This is a genomic window from Hoeflea algicola (assembly GCF_026619415.1).
GTDB classification, from domain to species: Bacteria; Pseudomonadota; Alphaproteobacteria; order Rhizobiales; family Rhizobiaceae; genus Hoeflea; species Hoeflea algicola.
Genome location: NZ_JAOVZR010000001.1, coordinates 479,701 through 495,315, shown reverse-complemented (window position 1 = coordinate 495,315; position 15,615 = coordinate 479,701). Strand labels below are relative to the sequence as shown.

Below are 15,615 nucleotides of genomic sequence, written 5' to 3'. Positions count from 1 at the left end.
AGGCGGCCTTTTTTATTGGATCGGAACTGCGGCCCTATTCGGCGGGCGACGGCTCTTCGGTGTTCATGTCGGTCAGCATCGGCGCTGCCGTTTCCGCGCCGGAAGTCTTGCGACGTTCGTCGATGATCAGATCGTCGCGCGATGTGGCGATGCGACGGATCAGCGTCATGGTACCGCCGGTACCTGCTGGCACCAGACGACCGACGATGACGTTCTCCTTCAGACCCTGCAACGTATCGACCTTGCCGGCGACCGCAGCCTCGGTAAGCACCTTGGTGGTCTCCTGGAACGAAGCCGCCGAGATGAAGGACGGGGTCTGCAGCGAGGCCTTGGTGATACCAAGCAGAACCGGAACGCCGTGTGCCGGCTTCTTGCCCTGTTCGACCAGACGGTCATTGGCATTGTCGAGTTCGATCTGATCGACATTGTCGCCGACGATGTAGACGGAATCGCCTGCATCTGTGACTTCGACCTTCTGCAGCATCTGCCGGACAATCACTTCGATGTGCTTGTCGTTGATGAGAACGCCCTGCAGACGATAAACTTCCTGGATCTCGTTGACGAGATACGAGGCAAGTGCCTCCACGCCCTTGATCGCCAGAATGTCATGCGGTGCCGGGTTACCATCGAGGATGTAATCGCCCTTTTCGATGTAATCGCCATCCTGCAAGTGGAAGGGCTTGCCCTTCGGGATGAGATACTCGACAGGTTCGACGCCATCCTCGGCGGCCTCAATCTGGATGCGACGCTTGTTCTTGTAGTCGCGGCCGAAGCGAATGGTACCATCGATCTCGGCGATGATGGCGTGATCCTTCGGACGGCGAGCTTCGAACAGTTCGGCAACCCGCGGCAGACCACCGGTGATGTCCTTGGTCTTGGCGCTTTCGAGCGGCACACGGGCAAGAACGTCACCCTGGCTGACCTTGGCGCCGGGTTCGACCGACAGAATAGCATCCACAGACAACTGGAAGCGAGCTTCGCCGCCACGTGCCAGCTTGGCGATCTCGCCATCCTTGCCCTTGATGACAATCGACGGCTTGAGATCGACACCGCGCGGGGTCGAACGCCAGTCAATGACCTGACGCTTGGTGATGCCGGTTGCCTCGTCGGTGGCTTCGAGAACCGAGATGCCATCGACGACATCTTCGAATTCCACGGTACCCTCGATTTCCGTCATCATCGGCCGTGTGTACGGATCCCACTCAGCCAGACGCTGGCCGCGTTTGACCGCATCGCCGTCATCGACATAGATCTTGGAGCCGTAAGCCACACGCTGCGAAGAACGCTCGGTACCGGCTTCATCCAGGATCTGGACAGCCATGCTGCGGCCCATGGCAATCAGATTGCCATCGGAATTGCGCAGCATGTTGCGGTTCTTGATACGCACCGTGCCCTCGTAGGAAGCTTCCAGGAAGGATTGGTCAACCACGGTGGCTGTGCCGCCAAGGTGGAAGGTACGCATGGTCAGCTGGGTACCCGGCTCACCGATCGACTGGGCGGCGATAACGCCAACCGCTTCACCGATGTTGACGGGCGTGCCGCGAGCCAAGTCGCGACCGTAGCAGGCAGCACAGATGCCGGTCTGGATTTCGCATGTCAGCGGCGAACGGATGTGCACCGACTGAATGCCCGCAGCCTCGACTTCGAGCACCTGGGCTTCATCCACCATGGTTCCGGCCTTGACGATGGTTTCGCCAGTGATCGGATGGTTGATGTCGTCCAGCGCGGTCCGGCCAAGGATACGTTGACCGATCGATGCCACAACCTGACCGGCATCGACGATTGCCGTCATGGTCAGGCCTTCCTTGGTGCCGCAATCGATCTGATTGACGATGCAATCCTGCGCCACGTCGACGAGACGACGGGTCAGGTAACCGGAGTTGGCGGTCTTCAGCGCAGTGTCGGCAAGTCCCTTACGGGCACCGTGTGTCGAGTTGAAGTACTCGTTCACGGTCAGGCCTTCCTTGAAGTTCGAGATGATCGGCGTCTCGATGATTTCACCCGACGGCTTGGCCATCAGGCCACGCATGCCGCCCAGCTGGCGCATCTGGCTCGGCGAACCACGGGCGCCGGAATGGCTCATCATGTAGATCGAGTTCATCTGCTTCTGACGGCCATTTTCATGGAACTCGACAGACTTGATGCGCGCCATCATTTCGTCGGCGACCTTTTCGGTAGCCTTGCCCCAGGCATCGACAACCTTGTTGTACTTCTCGCCCTGAGTGATCAGGCCGTCATTGTACTGCTGCTCGTATTCCTTCACCATCGTGTCGGTCTCGCCGACAATCCGGGCCTTGGAATCGGGGATCACCATGTCGTCCTTGCCGAACGAAATGCCGGCGCGGCAGGCATGACCGAAGCCGAGCTGCATGATGCGGTCGCAGAAGATCACCGTGTCCTTCTGACCGCAGTGGCGGTAGACGGTGTCGATCATCCGGGAAATGTTCTTCTTGGTCATTTCCTGGTTGCAGGTGTCGAACGGCACATTGACGTTCTTGGGCAGAAGCTCGCCGATGATCATGCGACCAGGCGTGGTTTCAAAGATCTTGGAAACCGGGTTGCCTTCGGCGTCAACGGACTTGAAACGGCCCTTGATCTTGGTGTGCAGGGTAACAATCTTGTTTTCCAGCGCGTGATGCAGTTCGCCCATATCGGAGAACACCATGCCCTGGCCCGGCTCGTTCTCAGCCTGGATCGAGAGATAATAGAGACCCAGCACCATGTCCTGCGACGGCACGATGATCGGTGCGCCGTTGGCCGGATGCAGAATGTTGTTGGTCGACATCATCAGCACGCGGGCTTCAAGCTGTGCTTCCAGCGACAGCGGCACGTGAACTGCCATCTGGTCGCCATCGAAGTCGGCGTTAAACGCGGTACAGACCAGCGGGTGAAGCTGAATGGCCTTGCCTTCGACCAGCACCGGCTCGAATGCCTGAATGCCAAGACGGTGAAGCGTCGGCGCGCGGTTCAAGAGGACCGGGTGCTCGCGGATGACCTCGTCGAGGATATCCCAAACTTCCGGCTTTTCCTTCTCAACCAGCTTCTTGGCCTGCTTGACCGTGGACGAATAGCCCTTGGCGTCAAGACGCGCATAGATGAACGGCTTGAACAGTTCGAGCGCCATCTTCTTGGGCAAGCCGCACTGGTGCAGCTTGAGTTCCGGACCGGTGACGATGACCGAACGGCCGGAATAGTCGACGCGCTTGCCGAGCAAGTTCTGACGGAAACGGCCCTGCTTGCCCTTGAGCATGTCGCTCAAAGACTTCAGCGGACGCTTGTTGGCACCGGTGATGGTGCGGCCGCGACGACCGTTGTCGAACAGCGCATCAACGGCTTCCTGCAGCATCCGCTTTTCGTTGCGGATGATGATGCCAGGCGCACGCAGTTCGATCAGCCGCTTGAGACGGTTGTTCCGGTTGATCACGCGGCGATAGAGATCGTTCAGGTCGGAGGTCGCAAAGCGGCCGCCATCGAGCGGCACCAGCGGACGCAGGTCCGGCGGGATCACCGGAACGACCTTCATGATCATCCATTCGGGACGGTTGCCTGAATCGATGAAGCTCTCAACGATCTTGAGACGCTTCATGAACTTCTTCTGCTTCAGTTCAGAAGTCGTCGAGGCAAGCTCTGTGCGCAATTCACCGGCAATGCGCTCGAGGTCCATCGAGGCCAGCAGTTCAAAGATCGCTTCAGCGCCGATCATGGCGGTGAACGAGATCTTCGCCGAACTCGTCGACGGCGACCATGTAGTCTTCCTCAGAGAGAAGCGAGTTCTCCTTGAGCGACGTCAGGCCCGGCTCGGTGACAATGTAGTTCTCAAAGTAGAGAACCCGCTCGATATCCTTGAGCGTCATGTCGAGCAGCGTGCCGATGCGCGACGGCAGCGACTTCAGGAACCAGATGTGGGCAACCGGTGCGGCGAGCTCGATATGGCCCATGCGCTCACGGCGAACGCGGCTGAGCGTAACTTCGACGCCGCATTTTTCACAGATGACGCCCTTGTACTTCATCCGCTTGTACTTGCCGCAGAGGCATTCGTAATCCTTGATAGGACCGAAAATGCGGGCACAGAACAAGCCATCGCGCTCGGGCTTGAAAGTACGGTAGTTGATCGTCTCCGGCTTTTTGATTTCGCCGAAGGACCAGGAAAGAATCTTCTCGGGGCTGGCGATCGAGATCCGGATGGAATCGAACGTCTGCGCCGGAACATTGTTGTTGAAAAGATTCATGACCTCATGGTTCATGCCTGTCTCCTTTTAGGGCTGTTCGCCCTTGGCTTGCGACGGCGCCGGCAGACCCCCGGCAACAGGCCATCGCCTGAAATTCGTGTGTGCCCGCGATAGAAGCGAGCGTCATCTCCCGCCCGCATTTAAAGCGGGAAGGATATGGCGCGAGGGACGATCTGCCCCTCGCGCCTTCCAGGCTTTATTCAGCCGCGTCCGGCAGTTCATCCGGCTCGGCGATACCGTCGATCTTGTTCGATTCCAGCTCGACATTGAGGCCAAGCGACCGCATTTCCTTGACGAGAACGTTAAAGCTCTCCGGAATACCGGCCTCGAAGGTGTCGTCGCCTCGGACGATCGCCTCATAGACCTTGGTGCGGCCGGCTACGTCATCAGACTTCACCGTCAGCATTTCCTGCAGGGTGTAGGCGGCGCCATAGGCTTCCAGCGCCCAGACTTCCATTTCCCCGAAGCGCTGACCACCGAACTGCGCCTTGCCGCCCAGCGGCTGCTGGGTAACGAGCGAGTAAGGTCCGATCGAACGAGCATGGATCTTGTCGTCGACCAAGTGGTTGAGCTTGAGCATATAGATGTAGCCCACGGTCACCGGACGGTCGAAGGTTTCGCCAGTACGCCCATCGTAGACCGTCGACTGCCCCGAAACATCGAGACCTGCCTGAGCAAGCATGATGTTGATGTCAGCCTCAACCGCACCGTCGAACACCGGCGTTGCGATCGACACGCCACGGCGTGTCTGTTCGGCCAGACGGACGATTGACGGATCATCATACTGCTTGATCGGTTCACCCTTCGGACCAGTACCGATGACGCTGTCGATGGTGTCACGCAGCGGCTGGATATCACCGCCTTCGTTATACGCATCGAGCATGGCACCGATCTTCTTGCCCATACCGGCACAAGCCCACCCAAGGTGGGTTTCAAGGATCTGTCCGACGTTCATACGCGACGGCACGCCCAACGGGTTGAGCACGATGTCGACGTGAGTTCCGTCTTCAAGGAACGGCATGTCTTCGCAAGGCAGAATGCGGGAAACCACACCCTTGTTGCCGTGGCGGCCAGCCATCTTGTCGCCCGGCTGAAGCTTGCGCTTCACGGCAACAAAAACCTTGACCATCTTCATCACGCCTGGCGGCAGTTCGTCGCCACGCTGAACCTTTTCGACCTTGTCCATGAAGCGGGCTTCGAGCAGCTTCTTGGAATCGTCGTACTGGGCCCGCAGCGCTTCGATTTCGCCCTGCAACGCTTCATCTTCAACGGCGAACGTCCACCATTGCGAACGCGGATAGTCGGAGGTGGTCTCCTCGTTGACTTCCGCACCCTTCTTGAAGCCCTTGGGTCCGGCGATCGCCGCCTTGCCATTGAGCATGTCCGACAGACGGCCGTAGACGTTACGGTCAAGAATGGCCTGTTCGTCGTCGCGGTCCTTGGCCAGGCGCTCGATTTCCTCGCGCTCGATGGCCATTGCACGCTCGTCCTTTTCAACGCCGTGGCGGTTGAAAACGCGAACTTCAACGATGGTGCCGTAGGTTCCCGGCGGCATCCGCATCGAGGTGTCCCGGACGTCCGAAGCCTTCTCACCGAAGATGGCGCGCAGAAGCTTCTCTTCCGGCGTCATCGGGCTTTCGCCCTTCGGCGTGATCTTGCCGACTAGAATGTCGCCCGGAGCCACTTCGGCGCCGATATAGACGATACCGGCCTCATCAAGGTTCCTCAGCGCTTCTTCCGAAACGTTGGGGATATCGCGGGTGATTTCTTCCGGTCCAAGCTTGGTGTCACGCGCCATCACTTCGAACTCGTCGATGTGGATGGAGGTAAACACATCATCAGAGACGATGCGCTCGGACAGAAGGATCGAGTCCTCGTAGTTGTAGCCGTTCCAGGGCATGAACGCGACGAGCACGTTGCGGCCAAGCGCGAGATCGCCAAGATCGGTCGACGGACCGTCGGCGATGATATCGCCCTTGTTGATCAGGTCACCCACGGTCACCAGCGGACGCTGGTTGATGCAGGTGTTCTGGTTGGAACGCTGGAACTTCTGCAGCCGATAGATGTCGACACCCGACCGCGAGGCTTCCATCTCCTCGGTGGCACGGATAACGATACGCGTGGCATCGACCTGGTCGACAACACCGCCGCGACGTGCGGCAATGGCGGCGCCAGAGTCACGGGCCACGATCGGCTCCATGCCAGTGCCCACAAACGGAGCCTCTGCGCGGACCAACGGAACCGCCTGACGCTGCATGTTCGAGCCCATCAGGGCGCGGTTGGCGTCATCGTTTTCCAGGAACGGGATCAAGGCAGCAGCCACCGAGACCAGCTGGCGTGGCGACACGTCCATCAGGTCGATGTTGTCACGCGGGGTCATCATCACATCGCCGGAATGGCGGCAGACGATGAACTCGTTGACAAGCGAGCCGTCTTCGCTGAGTTCGGCATTTGCCTGAGCGACGAAATACTTCGCCTCTTCCATGGCCGAAAGATAGATCACTTCCTTGGTGACCTTTCCGTCCTTGATCTTCCGGTACGGGCTTTCGATGAAGCCGTACTTGTTGACCCGGGCGAAAGTTGCCAGCGAGTTGATCAGGCCGATGTTCGGGCCTTCCGGCGTTTCAATTGGGCAGATACGACCATAGTGCGTCGGGTGCACGTCACGCACTTCGAAGCCGGCGCGTTCGCGTGTCAGACCGCCAGGTCCAAGCGCCGAAAGACGGCGCTTGTGGGTGATCTCGGACAGCGGATTGACCTGGTCCATGAACTGCGACAGCTGCGAGGAGCCGAAGAATTCACGCACCGCAGCGGCGGCCGGTTTGGCGTTGATCAGGTCCTGCGGCATCACGGTGTCGATTTCGATCGACGACATACGCTCCTTGATGGCGCGCTCCATACGCAGCAGGCCAAGACGGTACTGATTTTCCATCAGCTCGCCGACCGAGCGCACCCGGCGGTTGCCGAGGTTGTCGATGTCGTCGATTTCGCCCTTGCCGTCACGCAGCGCAACGAGGGTCTTGACCACAGCCAGGATGTCGTCCTTGCGCAGCACGCGCACGGTGTCCTCGGCGTCGAGGTCGAGACGCATGTTCATCTTGACGCGACCAACTGCCGACAGATCGTAGCGTTCTGAATCGAAGAACAGCGAATTGAACATCGCTTCCGCTGAATCGATGGTTGGCGGCTCACCCGGACGCATCACGCGGTAGATATCGAACAACGCGTCCTGGCGACCTTCATTCTTGTCGGCAGCAAGTGTGTTGCGGATATAGGCGCCGACATTGATGTGGTCGATGTCGAGCACCGGGATCTCGGTGAGCCCGGCTTCCGCCAGAACCGGAAGAGTCTTTTCGTCGATCTCGTCGCCGGCTTCGAGGAACACCTCACCGGTCTGCGGATTGACGATGTCTTCGGCCAGGTAGGAACCAAACAGATCCTCGTCGGTCGCCTTGATAAAGTTGACGCCCTTCTCGGTGAGCTGGCGCAACAGGCGCGGGGTCAGCTTCTTGCCGGATTCGACAACGACTTCGCCGCTGTCGGCGTCGATCATGTCGGCCAGCGCCTTGGTGCCCTTGAGGGTCTCCGGATGGAACGGAATCCGCCAGCCTTCACCATCCTTCGCATAGACGGAATGGGTGTAGAAGGTCGACAGGATTTCTTCGGCATCCATGCCCAGCGCCATCAGCAGCGATGTTGCCGGAATCTTGCGGCGACGGTCGATACGGGCGTGAACGATGTCCTTGGCGTCAAATTCGATATCGAGCCAGGAACCGCGGTAGGGAATGACACGCGCGGCAAACAAAAGCTTGCCCGAGGAATGGCTCTTGCCCTTGTCGTGGTCAAAGAACACGCCTGGCGACCGGTGCATCTGCGAGACGATGACGCGCTCGGTACCATTGACGACAAAGGTGCCGTTGTCGGTCATGAGCGGCATATCGCCCATGTAGACATTCTGTTCCTTGATGTCCTTGATCGACTTGGCGCCCGTATCCTCGTCGATATCAAACACGATCAGACGCAGTGTCACCTTGAGCGGCGCTGCATAGGTCAGATCGCGCTGACGGCATTCCTCAACGTCGAATTTGGGAGATTCGAATTCGTAGGACACGAATTCCAGCATCGCACTGCCGGAAAAGTCGGAAATCGGAAACACCGATTTGAATACTGCCTGCAGTCCTTCGTCCAGACGACCGCCCTGCGGTTCGTCCACCATCAGGAACTGGTCGTAGGATGCCTTCTGAACCTCGATGAGGTTCGGCATATCCGCCACTTCCGGGATTTTTCCGAAGATCTTGCGTACGCGCCTGCGACCATTGAAGGAAAGGGTCTGAGCCATCGTCGCTCCTTGTCAATTTGCATCCGGGCCTGCAACAGGCGATCGCCGCTGGCCAAGCGACTCCGTCATATAAATGAATTCGTTCAATCTCGTCTCATTCCCAGTACGGCGCGGCCGGAGTGCCTTGCGGTCTGGTTCGAGACTATCCTTTTGAAGAACCCATTACCCAAAAGCCGTTTTCGGGCTTTTGGGTAATCCGTTCAGCGACAGGGTGCATCCGGGGATGAGGCAGCAGCACCGCCCCCGGATGCGATTTTGAATTACTTGATTTCGACCTTGGCGCCGGCGTCTTCAAGCTTCTTCTTGACGTCTTCAGCTTCGCCCTTGGAGACGGCTTCCTTGACAGCCTTCGGAGCTGCTTCAACCATATCCTTGGCTTCCTTGAGGCCGAGACCGGTGATAGCGCGGACTTCCTTGATGACGTTGATCTTGTTGGCGCCGATTTCGGCCAGGATCACGTCAAATTCAGTCTTCTCTTCAGCGGCTTCAGCAGGAGCAGCAGCAGCGGCAGCGGCAGCTACCGGTGCAGCGGCAGAGACGCCCCACTTTTCTTCAAGCATCTTGGACAGCTCAGCAGCTTCCAGGACGGTCAGGTTGGAAAGGTCTTCCACGATTTTGGCGAGATCAGCCATTTTCTTACTTCCTTGTATTCGGTTCGAACCGGTGTTGATCTAATTCACAGCGAAGTTCCGCCTTATGCGGCTTCGTCCTTCCGGGCATAAGCGCCAATGACGCGCGCCACAGCACCTGCGGGTGCGTTGACGATCTGGGCGATGCGCGTTGCCGGCGTGGTAATCATGCCGATAAGTTTCGCGCGCAACTCGTCTAGTGACGGCATCGTGGCTAGTGCCTTGACTCCATCAGCATCGAGAGTTGTCGCCCCCATCGCGCCACCAAGGATGACCAGCTTGTCGCTGACCTTGGTGAACTCGACGGCGATTTTCGGAGCGGTCACCGGATCATCGCTGTAGGCGATGAGCGTCTGGCCGATGAAAAGGTCACTGACCCCTTCTGACTCCGTGCCCTGAAGAGCGATCTTGGCAAGGCGGTTCTTCGCGACCTTGACGGTGCCCCCGGCTGTGCGCATGCGCGACCGAAGGTCGTTCATTTGCGCAACCGTAAGACCGGCGTAGTGGGCCACGACAACCGAACCGGCGTTGGTGAAAACACCGTTCAGTTCCGCGACGAATTCGCGTTTTTCCGCTCTATCCACTGCGTTTCTCCAGTTGACAGATGATGCAAGCACCACCTGCCGGGTTTGCCTTTGCCGCCAGGGATTCATAACGAACCCACAAGCGACGCTTGAGGATCCTGTCCCCTTACGCCGATACCGAACAGCGGCAGCGGCACAAGGCAAGCGAGGTTCGAACCGTAAGGAGCATTCGCTCCCGAAAACGGAACTTACCCGTCTCATGCAGGTTACTAAATTAAGGTAGGCCGACTAAAGCTCACCACCTGCAATCTCGGACAGGGAGCCCGGGGAAAACCCCGGACTTTTCCGGCCCGAAGGCCGGAAACTGAAGAAAACCGGAGGTATCCCCGGCTTTCCAAATCTTACAAATCAGGCGACGCTGAGCGACGACGGATCAATCTTGACACCCGGGCCCATGGTCGAAGAAATCGCCATGCGCTTGAGGTAGTTACCCTTGGCTCCGGCCGGTTTTGCCTTGACGACGGCATCGGCGAAAGCGCGGATGTTTTCTTCGATCTGTTCAGGACCGAACGAGGCTTTGCCGACGCCAGCATGGATGATGCCGGACTTTTCGACGCGAAACTCGACGGCGCCGCCCTTGGACGCCTTGACGGCGCTGGCGACATCGGCAGTAACTGTGCCAACCTTGGGGTTAGGCATCATGCCGCGCGGGCCGAGAACCTTGCCGAGACGACCGACCAGCGGCATCATGTCCGGTGTGGCGATGCAGCGATCGAAATCGATGGTACCGCCCTGGACGATTTCAACCAGTTCTTCTGCACCAACGATATCTGCACCAGCAGCCTTGGCTTCGTCGGCTTTTTCACCGCGGGCGAAGACGGCGACGCGAACGTCACGGCCGGTGCCGTTGGGCAGGTTGACGACGCCGCGGACCATCTGGTCGGCGTGGCGCGGATCAACGCCGAGGTTCATCGAGACTTCAATGGTCTCATCGAACTTGGCGATGGCGCGTTCCTTGATCATCGAAACAGCTTCGCCGAGGGCGTAATACTTGTTGCGGTCAACACCTTCGTTGACCTTCTGCATGCGCTTAGCAATCTTGGCCATGGTCTTATCCCGTCACTTCCAGGCCCATGGAGCGGGCAGAACCCTCGACCATAGCCATCGCGCCTTCGATATCGGCGGCGTTAAGATCCTTCATCTTCGCTTCGGCGATCGTGCGAACCTGGGCGCGCGTGATCGAACCGGCAATTTCCTTGCCCGGAAGCTTGGAGCCGGACTTGAGCTTGGCTTCCTTCTTGATGAAGTAGCTCACCGGAGGCTGCTTCATGACGAAGTTAAAGGACTTGTCCTGGTAGTAGGTGATGACGACCGGAATCGGCATGCCCTTTTCCATTTCCTGCGTCGCGGCGTTGAAGCCCTTGCAGAATTCCATGATATTTATGCCACGCTGACCAAGTGCCGGGCCAATCGGGGGCGACGGTGTCGCCGATCCGGCCGGAACCTGCAGCTTGAGCTGGCCTGCAACTTTCTTAGCCATATTCTCTCTGCCTTTCATTGCGGCAACGCCTGTGCGTCACCTTGATGCCGGCTTCTGCCGGCGGCTGCGGTTGCGTGGTGCGGATCGGTGAACCGGCTAAAGTCCACTCACCTCCCACGCGGATGCATCACCAGGTATTCCGGTAACGCAAAACCTGGCCTGCGCAATCCTTGCAGATTGCGCAGGCCAGGCGATTGCTTGTCAGACCTTTTCGACCTGACCATATTCGAGTTCGACCGGGGTTGCCCGACCGAAAATGGACACTTCGACCTTGAGACGCGAACGCTCCTCGTCGACTTCCTGCACCGTGCCGTTGAACGAAGCGAAGGGGCCATCGGACACCCGCACCTGCTCGCCGATCTCGAAGGCGATCGAGGGCTTGGGCCGCTCCACACCTTCCTGAACCTGCATCAGGATCCGGTCAGCTTCCGAATCCGGAATCGGCACCGGCTTGGAATCACTACCCAGGAAACCTGTCACCTTCGGCGTATTCTTGATCAGATGAAACGCCTCGTCGGTCAGATCGGCGCGCACCAGCACATAACCCGGAAAGAATTTCCGTTCTGCATCAACCTTGCGGCCGCGGCGCACCTCAACAACCTTCTCGACAGGCACCAGAATCTTTTCGAAAAGATGGCTCAAACCCTTCTGGCGAGCCTGCTCCTCGATCGAATCCGCAACCTTCTTTTCAAAATTTGAATAGGCGTGGACAATATACCAGCGTGCAGTCATCGTGTTCCCCGCCTCAGGCGCCGATATTCAGGATGAGCGAAATCGCCCAGCCCATAGCCTGATCGGCCGCAAAAAAGAAAATCGAGGCGAGCAGCACCATGACGAGAACCATGATCGTCGAGATCGAGGTTTCGCGACGCGACGGCCACTTCACTTTCGCGGTTTCAGCCCGAACCTGCTGAATGAATGTAAACGGATTTGTCTTGGATGCCATTATCTATCCACGCTTATACGGCGCGTAAAGCCGGTTTGCCAGCTCCACGCACCGCGTGTCTGTTAACGTCCTACATAAAGCCCGATTCCCCAAATCACAAGGGGGTAGCGGTCTTTTTTCGCTGCGAGCCCTTCAACTGGCCCAATCTTTGCTCCCGGACAAGATGCCGGGCCGTCTCCCGTGTGCGCCGTCACCGACGCCACCGAACTGGCAGGGGCAGCAGGACTCGAACCTGCGACCTACGGTTTTGGAGACCGTCGCTCTACCAACTGAGCTATACCCCTAGGCCGGTGGCGGCTCTGATAGCGTCAAATGCACGGGGAATGCAAGGAAGAAGTGACGCCAATGAGCACCGTGCTCCGTTTTTCTGCTCAACGTCCGACCGCTGTGACGGCAAGGGTATTCCTGCCTCCCTCCAATCGGCCGAGGATTGACGGCCTGAAGGCCGGGCAAACCCGGATAGCAACACCCTGCCGCCCAGCCTCGCTCATATGGCCGCCAAAAGGAAATCGGGCAGAGATAGCTAGACCGCTCGCTCGAGTGCATTGATGTCAGCACCGGTAATGGCGTCGACATGGCGGCCGATTCGCGACAGCTCCCAGTCCCACCAGGCCAGATCAAGCAGGCGGGCGACCACATCCGGGGCAAAGCGTGACCGGATCGGTTGCGCTGGATTGCCGCCGACGATGGTATAATCGGCGACATCTGCAGTGACCACGCAGCGGGCACCGATGATGGCACCATGGCCGATTCGCACCCCCGGCATCACCACCGATTCGAAACCGAGCCAAACATCATTGCCGATGACGGTGTCGCGCCTGTTGTCGATCGAGGCCGCGTAGGACCGGACCAGCTCGGGATTGAAGACCGCGAAGGGATATGTGGAAAACCCGTCCATGGCGTGATTGGCTGAACTGGTGATGATGCGCACACCATGGGCGATCTGGCAAAATTTTCCAATGGTGAGCCGCTCCGGCGCACCCGGATAGAGATAGGGTGCAAGGGCAGCGGCATAATCTGCGGGTGTTTCAAATCCCGAATAATAGCTGAAATCGCCGATCGCAATGTTGGGATGGTCGATCACCTGGTTGAGGTGAACCGTGCCGTGATGCGGCGTGCCGTCGGGCAGGATGATGGGATGACGCAAGGTCGCGTCGAGGAAGGGACGAGACATGAATTGCTCTTTCGATCTGGAGTGAGAATTGGTCCGATTTTCAGAACAGATTCTTGTTCACCGCAGCCTCCATGCCATTCACCGTGTAGCCGATCGCAGCTCATTACCGACCGTGCGGGTGTTTGTCCAGATTTGACCTGCCGAGGGCGCTCGCGCGCCACTACAGGCGGTTCCCGTCGTCTGGGCGTTCGCGCATATTCAGCGCCATGTATCGCCTACCGTTAAACGCAAAACGCGGGCCGAGGCCCGCGTTCTTTCTGATTGAATTATCGTCAAAAATCAACGATTACTCGATGATCGAAGCGACGATGCCGGCACCAACGGTGCGGCCGCCTTCGCGGATGGCGAAGCGAAGCTTCTCTTCCATCGCGATCGGCACGATCAGCGTCACGTCAGCCGAGATGTTGTCGCCCGGCATCACCATTTCGGTGCCTTCCGGCAGTGTCACAACACCCGTCACGTCGGTCGTGCGGAAGTAGAACTGCGGACGGTAGTTGGTGAAGAACGGCGTATGACGGCCACCCTCTTCCTTGGTCAGAATGTAGGCTTCTGCCTTGAACTTGGTGTGCGGCTTGACCGAACCCGGCTTGCACAGGATCTGGCCACGCTCGACGTCCTCACGGCCAACGCCGCGAAGCAATGCGCCGATGTTGTCGCCGGCCTGGCCCTGATCGAGCAGCTTGCGGAACATTTCAACGCCGGTGCAGACCGTCTTCTGGGTGTCGCGGATACCGACGATCTCGATTTCCTCGCCAACCTTGACAACGCCGCGCTCGACGCGACCGGTGACAACCGTGCCACGGCCGGAGATCGAGAACACGTCCTCGATCGGCATCAGGAACGGCTGGTCGATCGGACGCTCAGGCGTCGGGATGTATTCGTCAACAGCGGCCATCAGCGCGCGGATGGCGTCTTCGCCGATTGCCTTGTCGCCATCATTGAGCGCGGCAAGCGCCGAGCCCTTGATGATCGGAATATCGTCGCCCGGGAAGTCGTAGGACGACAGCAGCTCACGAACTTCCATCTCGACGAGCTCAAGAAGCTCTTCGTCGTCAACCTGGTCAACCTTGTTGAGGAAGACAACCAGCGACGGAACGCCAACCTGACGGGCCAGCAGGATGTGCTCGCGGGTCTGGGGCATCGGGCCGTCGGCAGCCGACACAACCAGGATCGCACCATCCATCTGCGCGGCACCGGTGATCATGTTCTTCACATAGTCGGCGTGGCCTGGGCAATCGACGTGGGCGTAGTGGCGGGCCTCGGTTTCATATTCGACGTGGGCGGTCGAAATGGTGATGCCGCGCGCCTTTTCTTCCGGCGCCGCGTCAATTTGGTCATAGGCCTTGAAATCACCGAAATACTTGGTGATCGCAGCCGTCAAAGACGTCTTGCCGTGGTCAACGTGACCGATCGTGCCGATGTTTACATGCGGCTTATTGCGCTCGAACTTACCCTTTGCCATCGTCCTGTATCCTGTAATTCTGTTGGCAGACTGTGGATCCGGAGGCGTTTGATCCGGGTTCCGCGAGAAGTCCACGCGACATAAGGGTTTGTGTCCAGTTTCGCAAGCAAAAACCGAGACGCCGGAAATGCCGGAAATCCGGGTGGATGCTATGGAAACGGGCCGCCGCGCATACCGTGTCCCGGCGACGCCGACCCGATTCAGCCGGGGTGCAGCACCGAATCGGTTTCAGCCGGGAACAGATACCCGGAAACGCAAACCAGCGTCTATCCGGCGCCCGGCAAGCATATCAGGCTCGCTTTGTTGCTTCTTGGTGTGGATTGCTACACGGTACCGAAATCGCAGCACATCGCCCGCCCCCGGGTCGATTTCATGACCCGAATTTTTTGTTCTTTGCGTATTTGGCAGCCTCAAAGCCGATCGCACCAGCAAATGCCACCCGGCAAGAGGAATATGACTTTGGAAGCTCCCCCTGTTTGGATTACGGCCCTGGTCCTTGTTTTGTTTGTGCTGTTTCCGATCGGAATTTCATTGCTGGGACTGAAGCAAATTTTCAAGGTTCACCGCTTTCGAAAAGGCGCGGTGCGGGTAATCGGAACAGTCGTCGACATCAAAGAGACGACACGCTGCTTGCAGCCGCCAAATACGATTTCGAGCGCGGCAGCCAACACACAATCCTGGTAAATTTGAGCGAGTCTGGGACGGTCCACATGCCAGGCAACTGGCCCTATCTGATCGGATCTGGCTTTGGCGCGATCATGGCCTATTTCGG

General features: G+C 58.5%; 10 protein-coding genes, 1 tRNA gene and 1 pseudogene. 1 reads left to right on the top strand and 11 read right to left on the bottom strand.

The genetic code is table 11. The features are described 5' to 3' along the window. Positions 1 to 34: 34 nt before the first annotated feature. The 11 genes and pseudogenes from rpoC to tuf form a co-directional block, all read right to left on the bottom strand. Positions 35 to 4,244, bottom strand: a pseudogene (rpoC, locus tag OEG84_RS02450) (DNA-directed RNA polymerase subunit beta'). A 181-nt stretch (positions 4,245 to 4,425) separates the two neighbouring features. Further along, a complete protein-coding gene (gene rpoB, locus OEG84_RS02445; RefSeq protein ID WP_267652260.1) occupies positions 4,426 to 8,568 on the bottom strand; it encodes a DNA-directed RNA polymerase subunit beta in 4,143 nt (1,380 codons plus the stop codon). A 260-nt stretch (positions 8,569 to 8,828) separates the two neighbouring features. After that, on the bottom strand, positions 8,829 to 9,200 hold the full coding sequence (gene rplL, locus OEG84_RS02440; RefSeq protein WP_267652259.1) for a 50S ribosomal protein L7/L12: 372 nt from the start codon (positions 9,198 to 9,200) through the stop codon (positions 8,829 to 8,831). Between the two features lie 62 nt (positions 9,201 to 9,262). After that, positions 9,263 to 9,781 carry a 50S ribosomal protein L10 gene (gene rplJ / locus OEG84_RS02435; RefSeq protein ID WP_267652258.1) on the bottom strand — a complete coding sequence of 173 codons (519 nt, stop codon included), beginning with the start codon at positions 9,779 to 9,781 and terminating at the stop codon, positions 9,263 to 9,265. Positions 9,782 to 10,129: 348 nt separating this feature from the next. Further along, complete coding sequence (gene rplA, locus OEG84_RS02430; RefSeq protein WP_267652257.1) at positions 10,130 to 10,828, bottom strand: 50S ribosomal protein L1; 699 nt, start codon at positions 10,826 to 10,828, stop codon at positions 10,130 to 10,132. A gap of 4 nt (positions 10,829 to 10,832) precedes the next feature. Further along, positions 10,833 to 11,261 (bottom strand): 50S ribosomal protein L11, encoded by a 429-nt coding sequence (gene rplK, locus OEG84_RS02425; protein WP_267652256.1) that lies wholly within the window; start codon positions 11,259 to 11,261, stop codon positions 10,833 to 10,835. Positions 11,262 to 11,462: 201 nt separating this feature from the next. Beyond that, complete coding sequence (gene nusG / locus OEG84_RS02420; protein WP_267652255.1) at positions 11,463 to 11,993, bottom strand: transcription termination/antitermination protein NusG; 531 nt, start codon at positions 11,991 to 11,993, stop codon at positions 11,463 to 11,465. A 13-nt stretch (positions 11,994 to 12,006) separates the two neighbouring features. After that, positions 12,007 to 12,207 carry a preprotein translocase subunit SecE gene (secE, locus tag OEG84_RS02415; RefSeq protein WP_267652254.1) on the bottom strand — a complete coding sequence of 67 codons (201 nt, stop codon included), beginning with the start codon at positions 12,205 to 12,207 and terminating at the stop codon, positions 12,007 to 12,009. Positions 12,208 to 12,415: 208 nt separating this feature from the next. Beyond that, positions 12,416 to 12,491 (bottom strand) — tRNA-Trp (locus OEG84_RS02410). 239 nt (positions 12,492 to 12,730) lie between these two features. Further along, positions 12,731 to 13,381 carry a CatB-related O-acetyltransferase gene (locus tag OEG84_RS02405; RefSeq protein ID WP_267652253.1) on the bottom strand — a complete coding sequence of 217 codons (651 nt, stop codon included), beginning with the start codon at positions 13,379 to 13,381 and terminating at the stop codon, positions 12,731 to 12,733. 286 nt (positions 13,382 to 13,667) lie between these two features. Next, positions 13,668 to 14,843 (bottom strand): elongation factor Tu, encoded by a 1,176-nt coding sequence (gene tuf, locus OEG84_RS02400; RefSeq protein WP_267652252.1) that lies wholly within the window; start codon positions 14,841 to 14,843, stop codon positions 13,668 to 13,670. 90 nt (positions 14,844 to 14,933) lie between these two features. Here tuf and OEG84_RS02395 point away from each other — a divergent pair, with 90 nt between their 5' ends. Continuing rightward, a complete protein-coding gene (locus tag OEG84_RS02395) occupies positions 14,934 to 15,527 on the top strand; it encodes a hypothetical protein (protein ID WP_267652251.1) in 594 nt (197 codons plus the stop codon). Positions 15,528 to 15,615 lie beyond the last annotated feature (88 nt).

What these genes read in the sequence shown, in the direction of transcription:
- nusG (WP_267652255.1), bottom strand. Translation starts at nt 11,993, where the DNA reads ATGACTGCACGCTGGTATATTGTCCACGCCTATTCAAATTTTGAAAAG.
- OEG84_RS02405 (WP_267652253.1), bottom strand. Translation starts at nt 13,381, where the DNA reads ATGTCTCGTCCCTTCCTCGACGCGACCTTGCGTCATCCCATCATCCTG.
- rpoB (WP_267652260.1), bottom strand. Translation starts at nt 8,568, where the DNA reads ATGGCTCAGACCCTTTCCTTCAATGGTCGCAGGCGCGTACGCAAGATC.
- secE (WP_267652254.1), bottom strand. Translation starts at nt 12,207, where the DNA reads ATGGCATCCAAGACAAATCCGTTTACATTCATTCAGCAGGTTCGGGCT.
- rplL (WP_267652259.1), bottom strand. Translation starts at nt 9,200, where the DNA reads ATGGCTGATCTCGCCAAAATCGTGGAAGACCTTTCCAACCTGACCGTC.
- rplA (WP_267652257.1), bottom strand. Translation starts at nt 10,828, where the DNA reads ATGGCCAAGATTGCTAAGCGCATGCAGAAGGTCAACGAAGGTGTTGAC.
- tuf (WP_267652252.1), bottom strand. Translation starts at nt 14,843, where the DNA reads ATGGCAAAGGGTAAGTTCGAGCGCAATAAGCCGCATGTAAACATCGGC.
- rplK (WP_267652256.1), bottom strand. Translation starts at nt 11,261, where the DNA reads ATGGCTAAGAAAGTTGCAGGCCAGCTCAAGCTGCAGGTTCCGGCCGGA.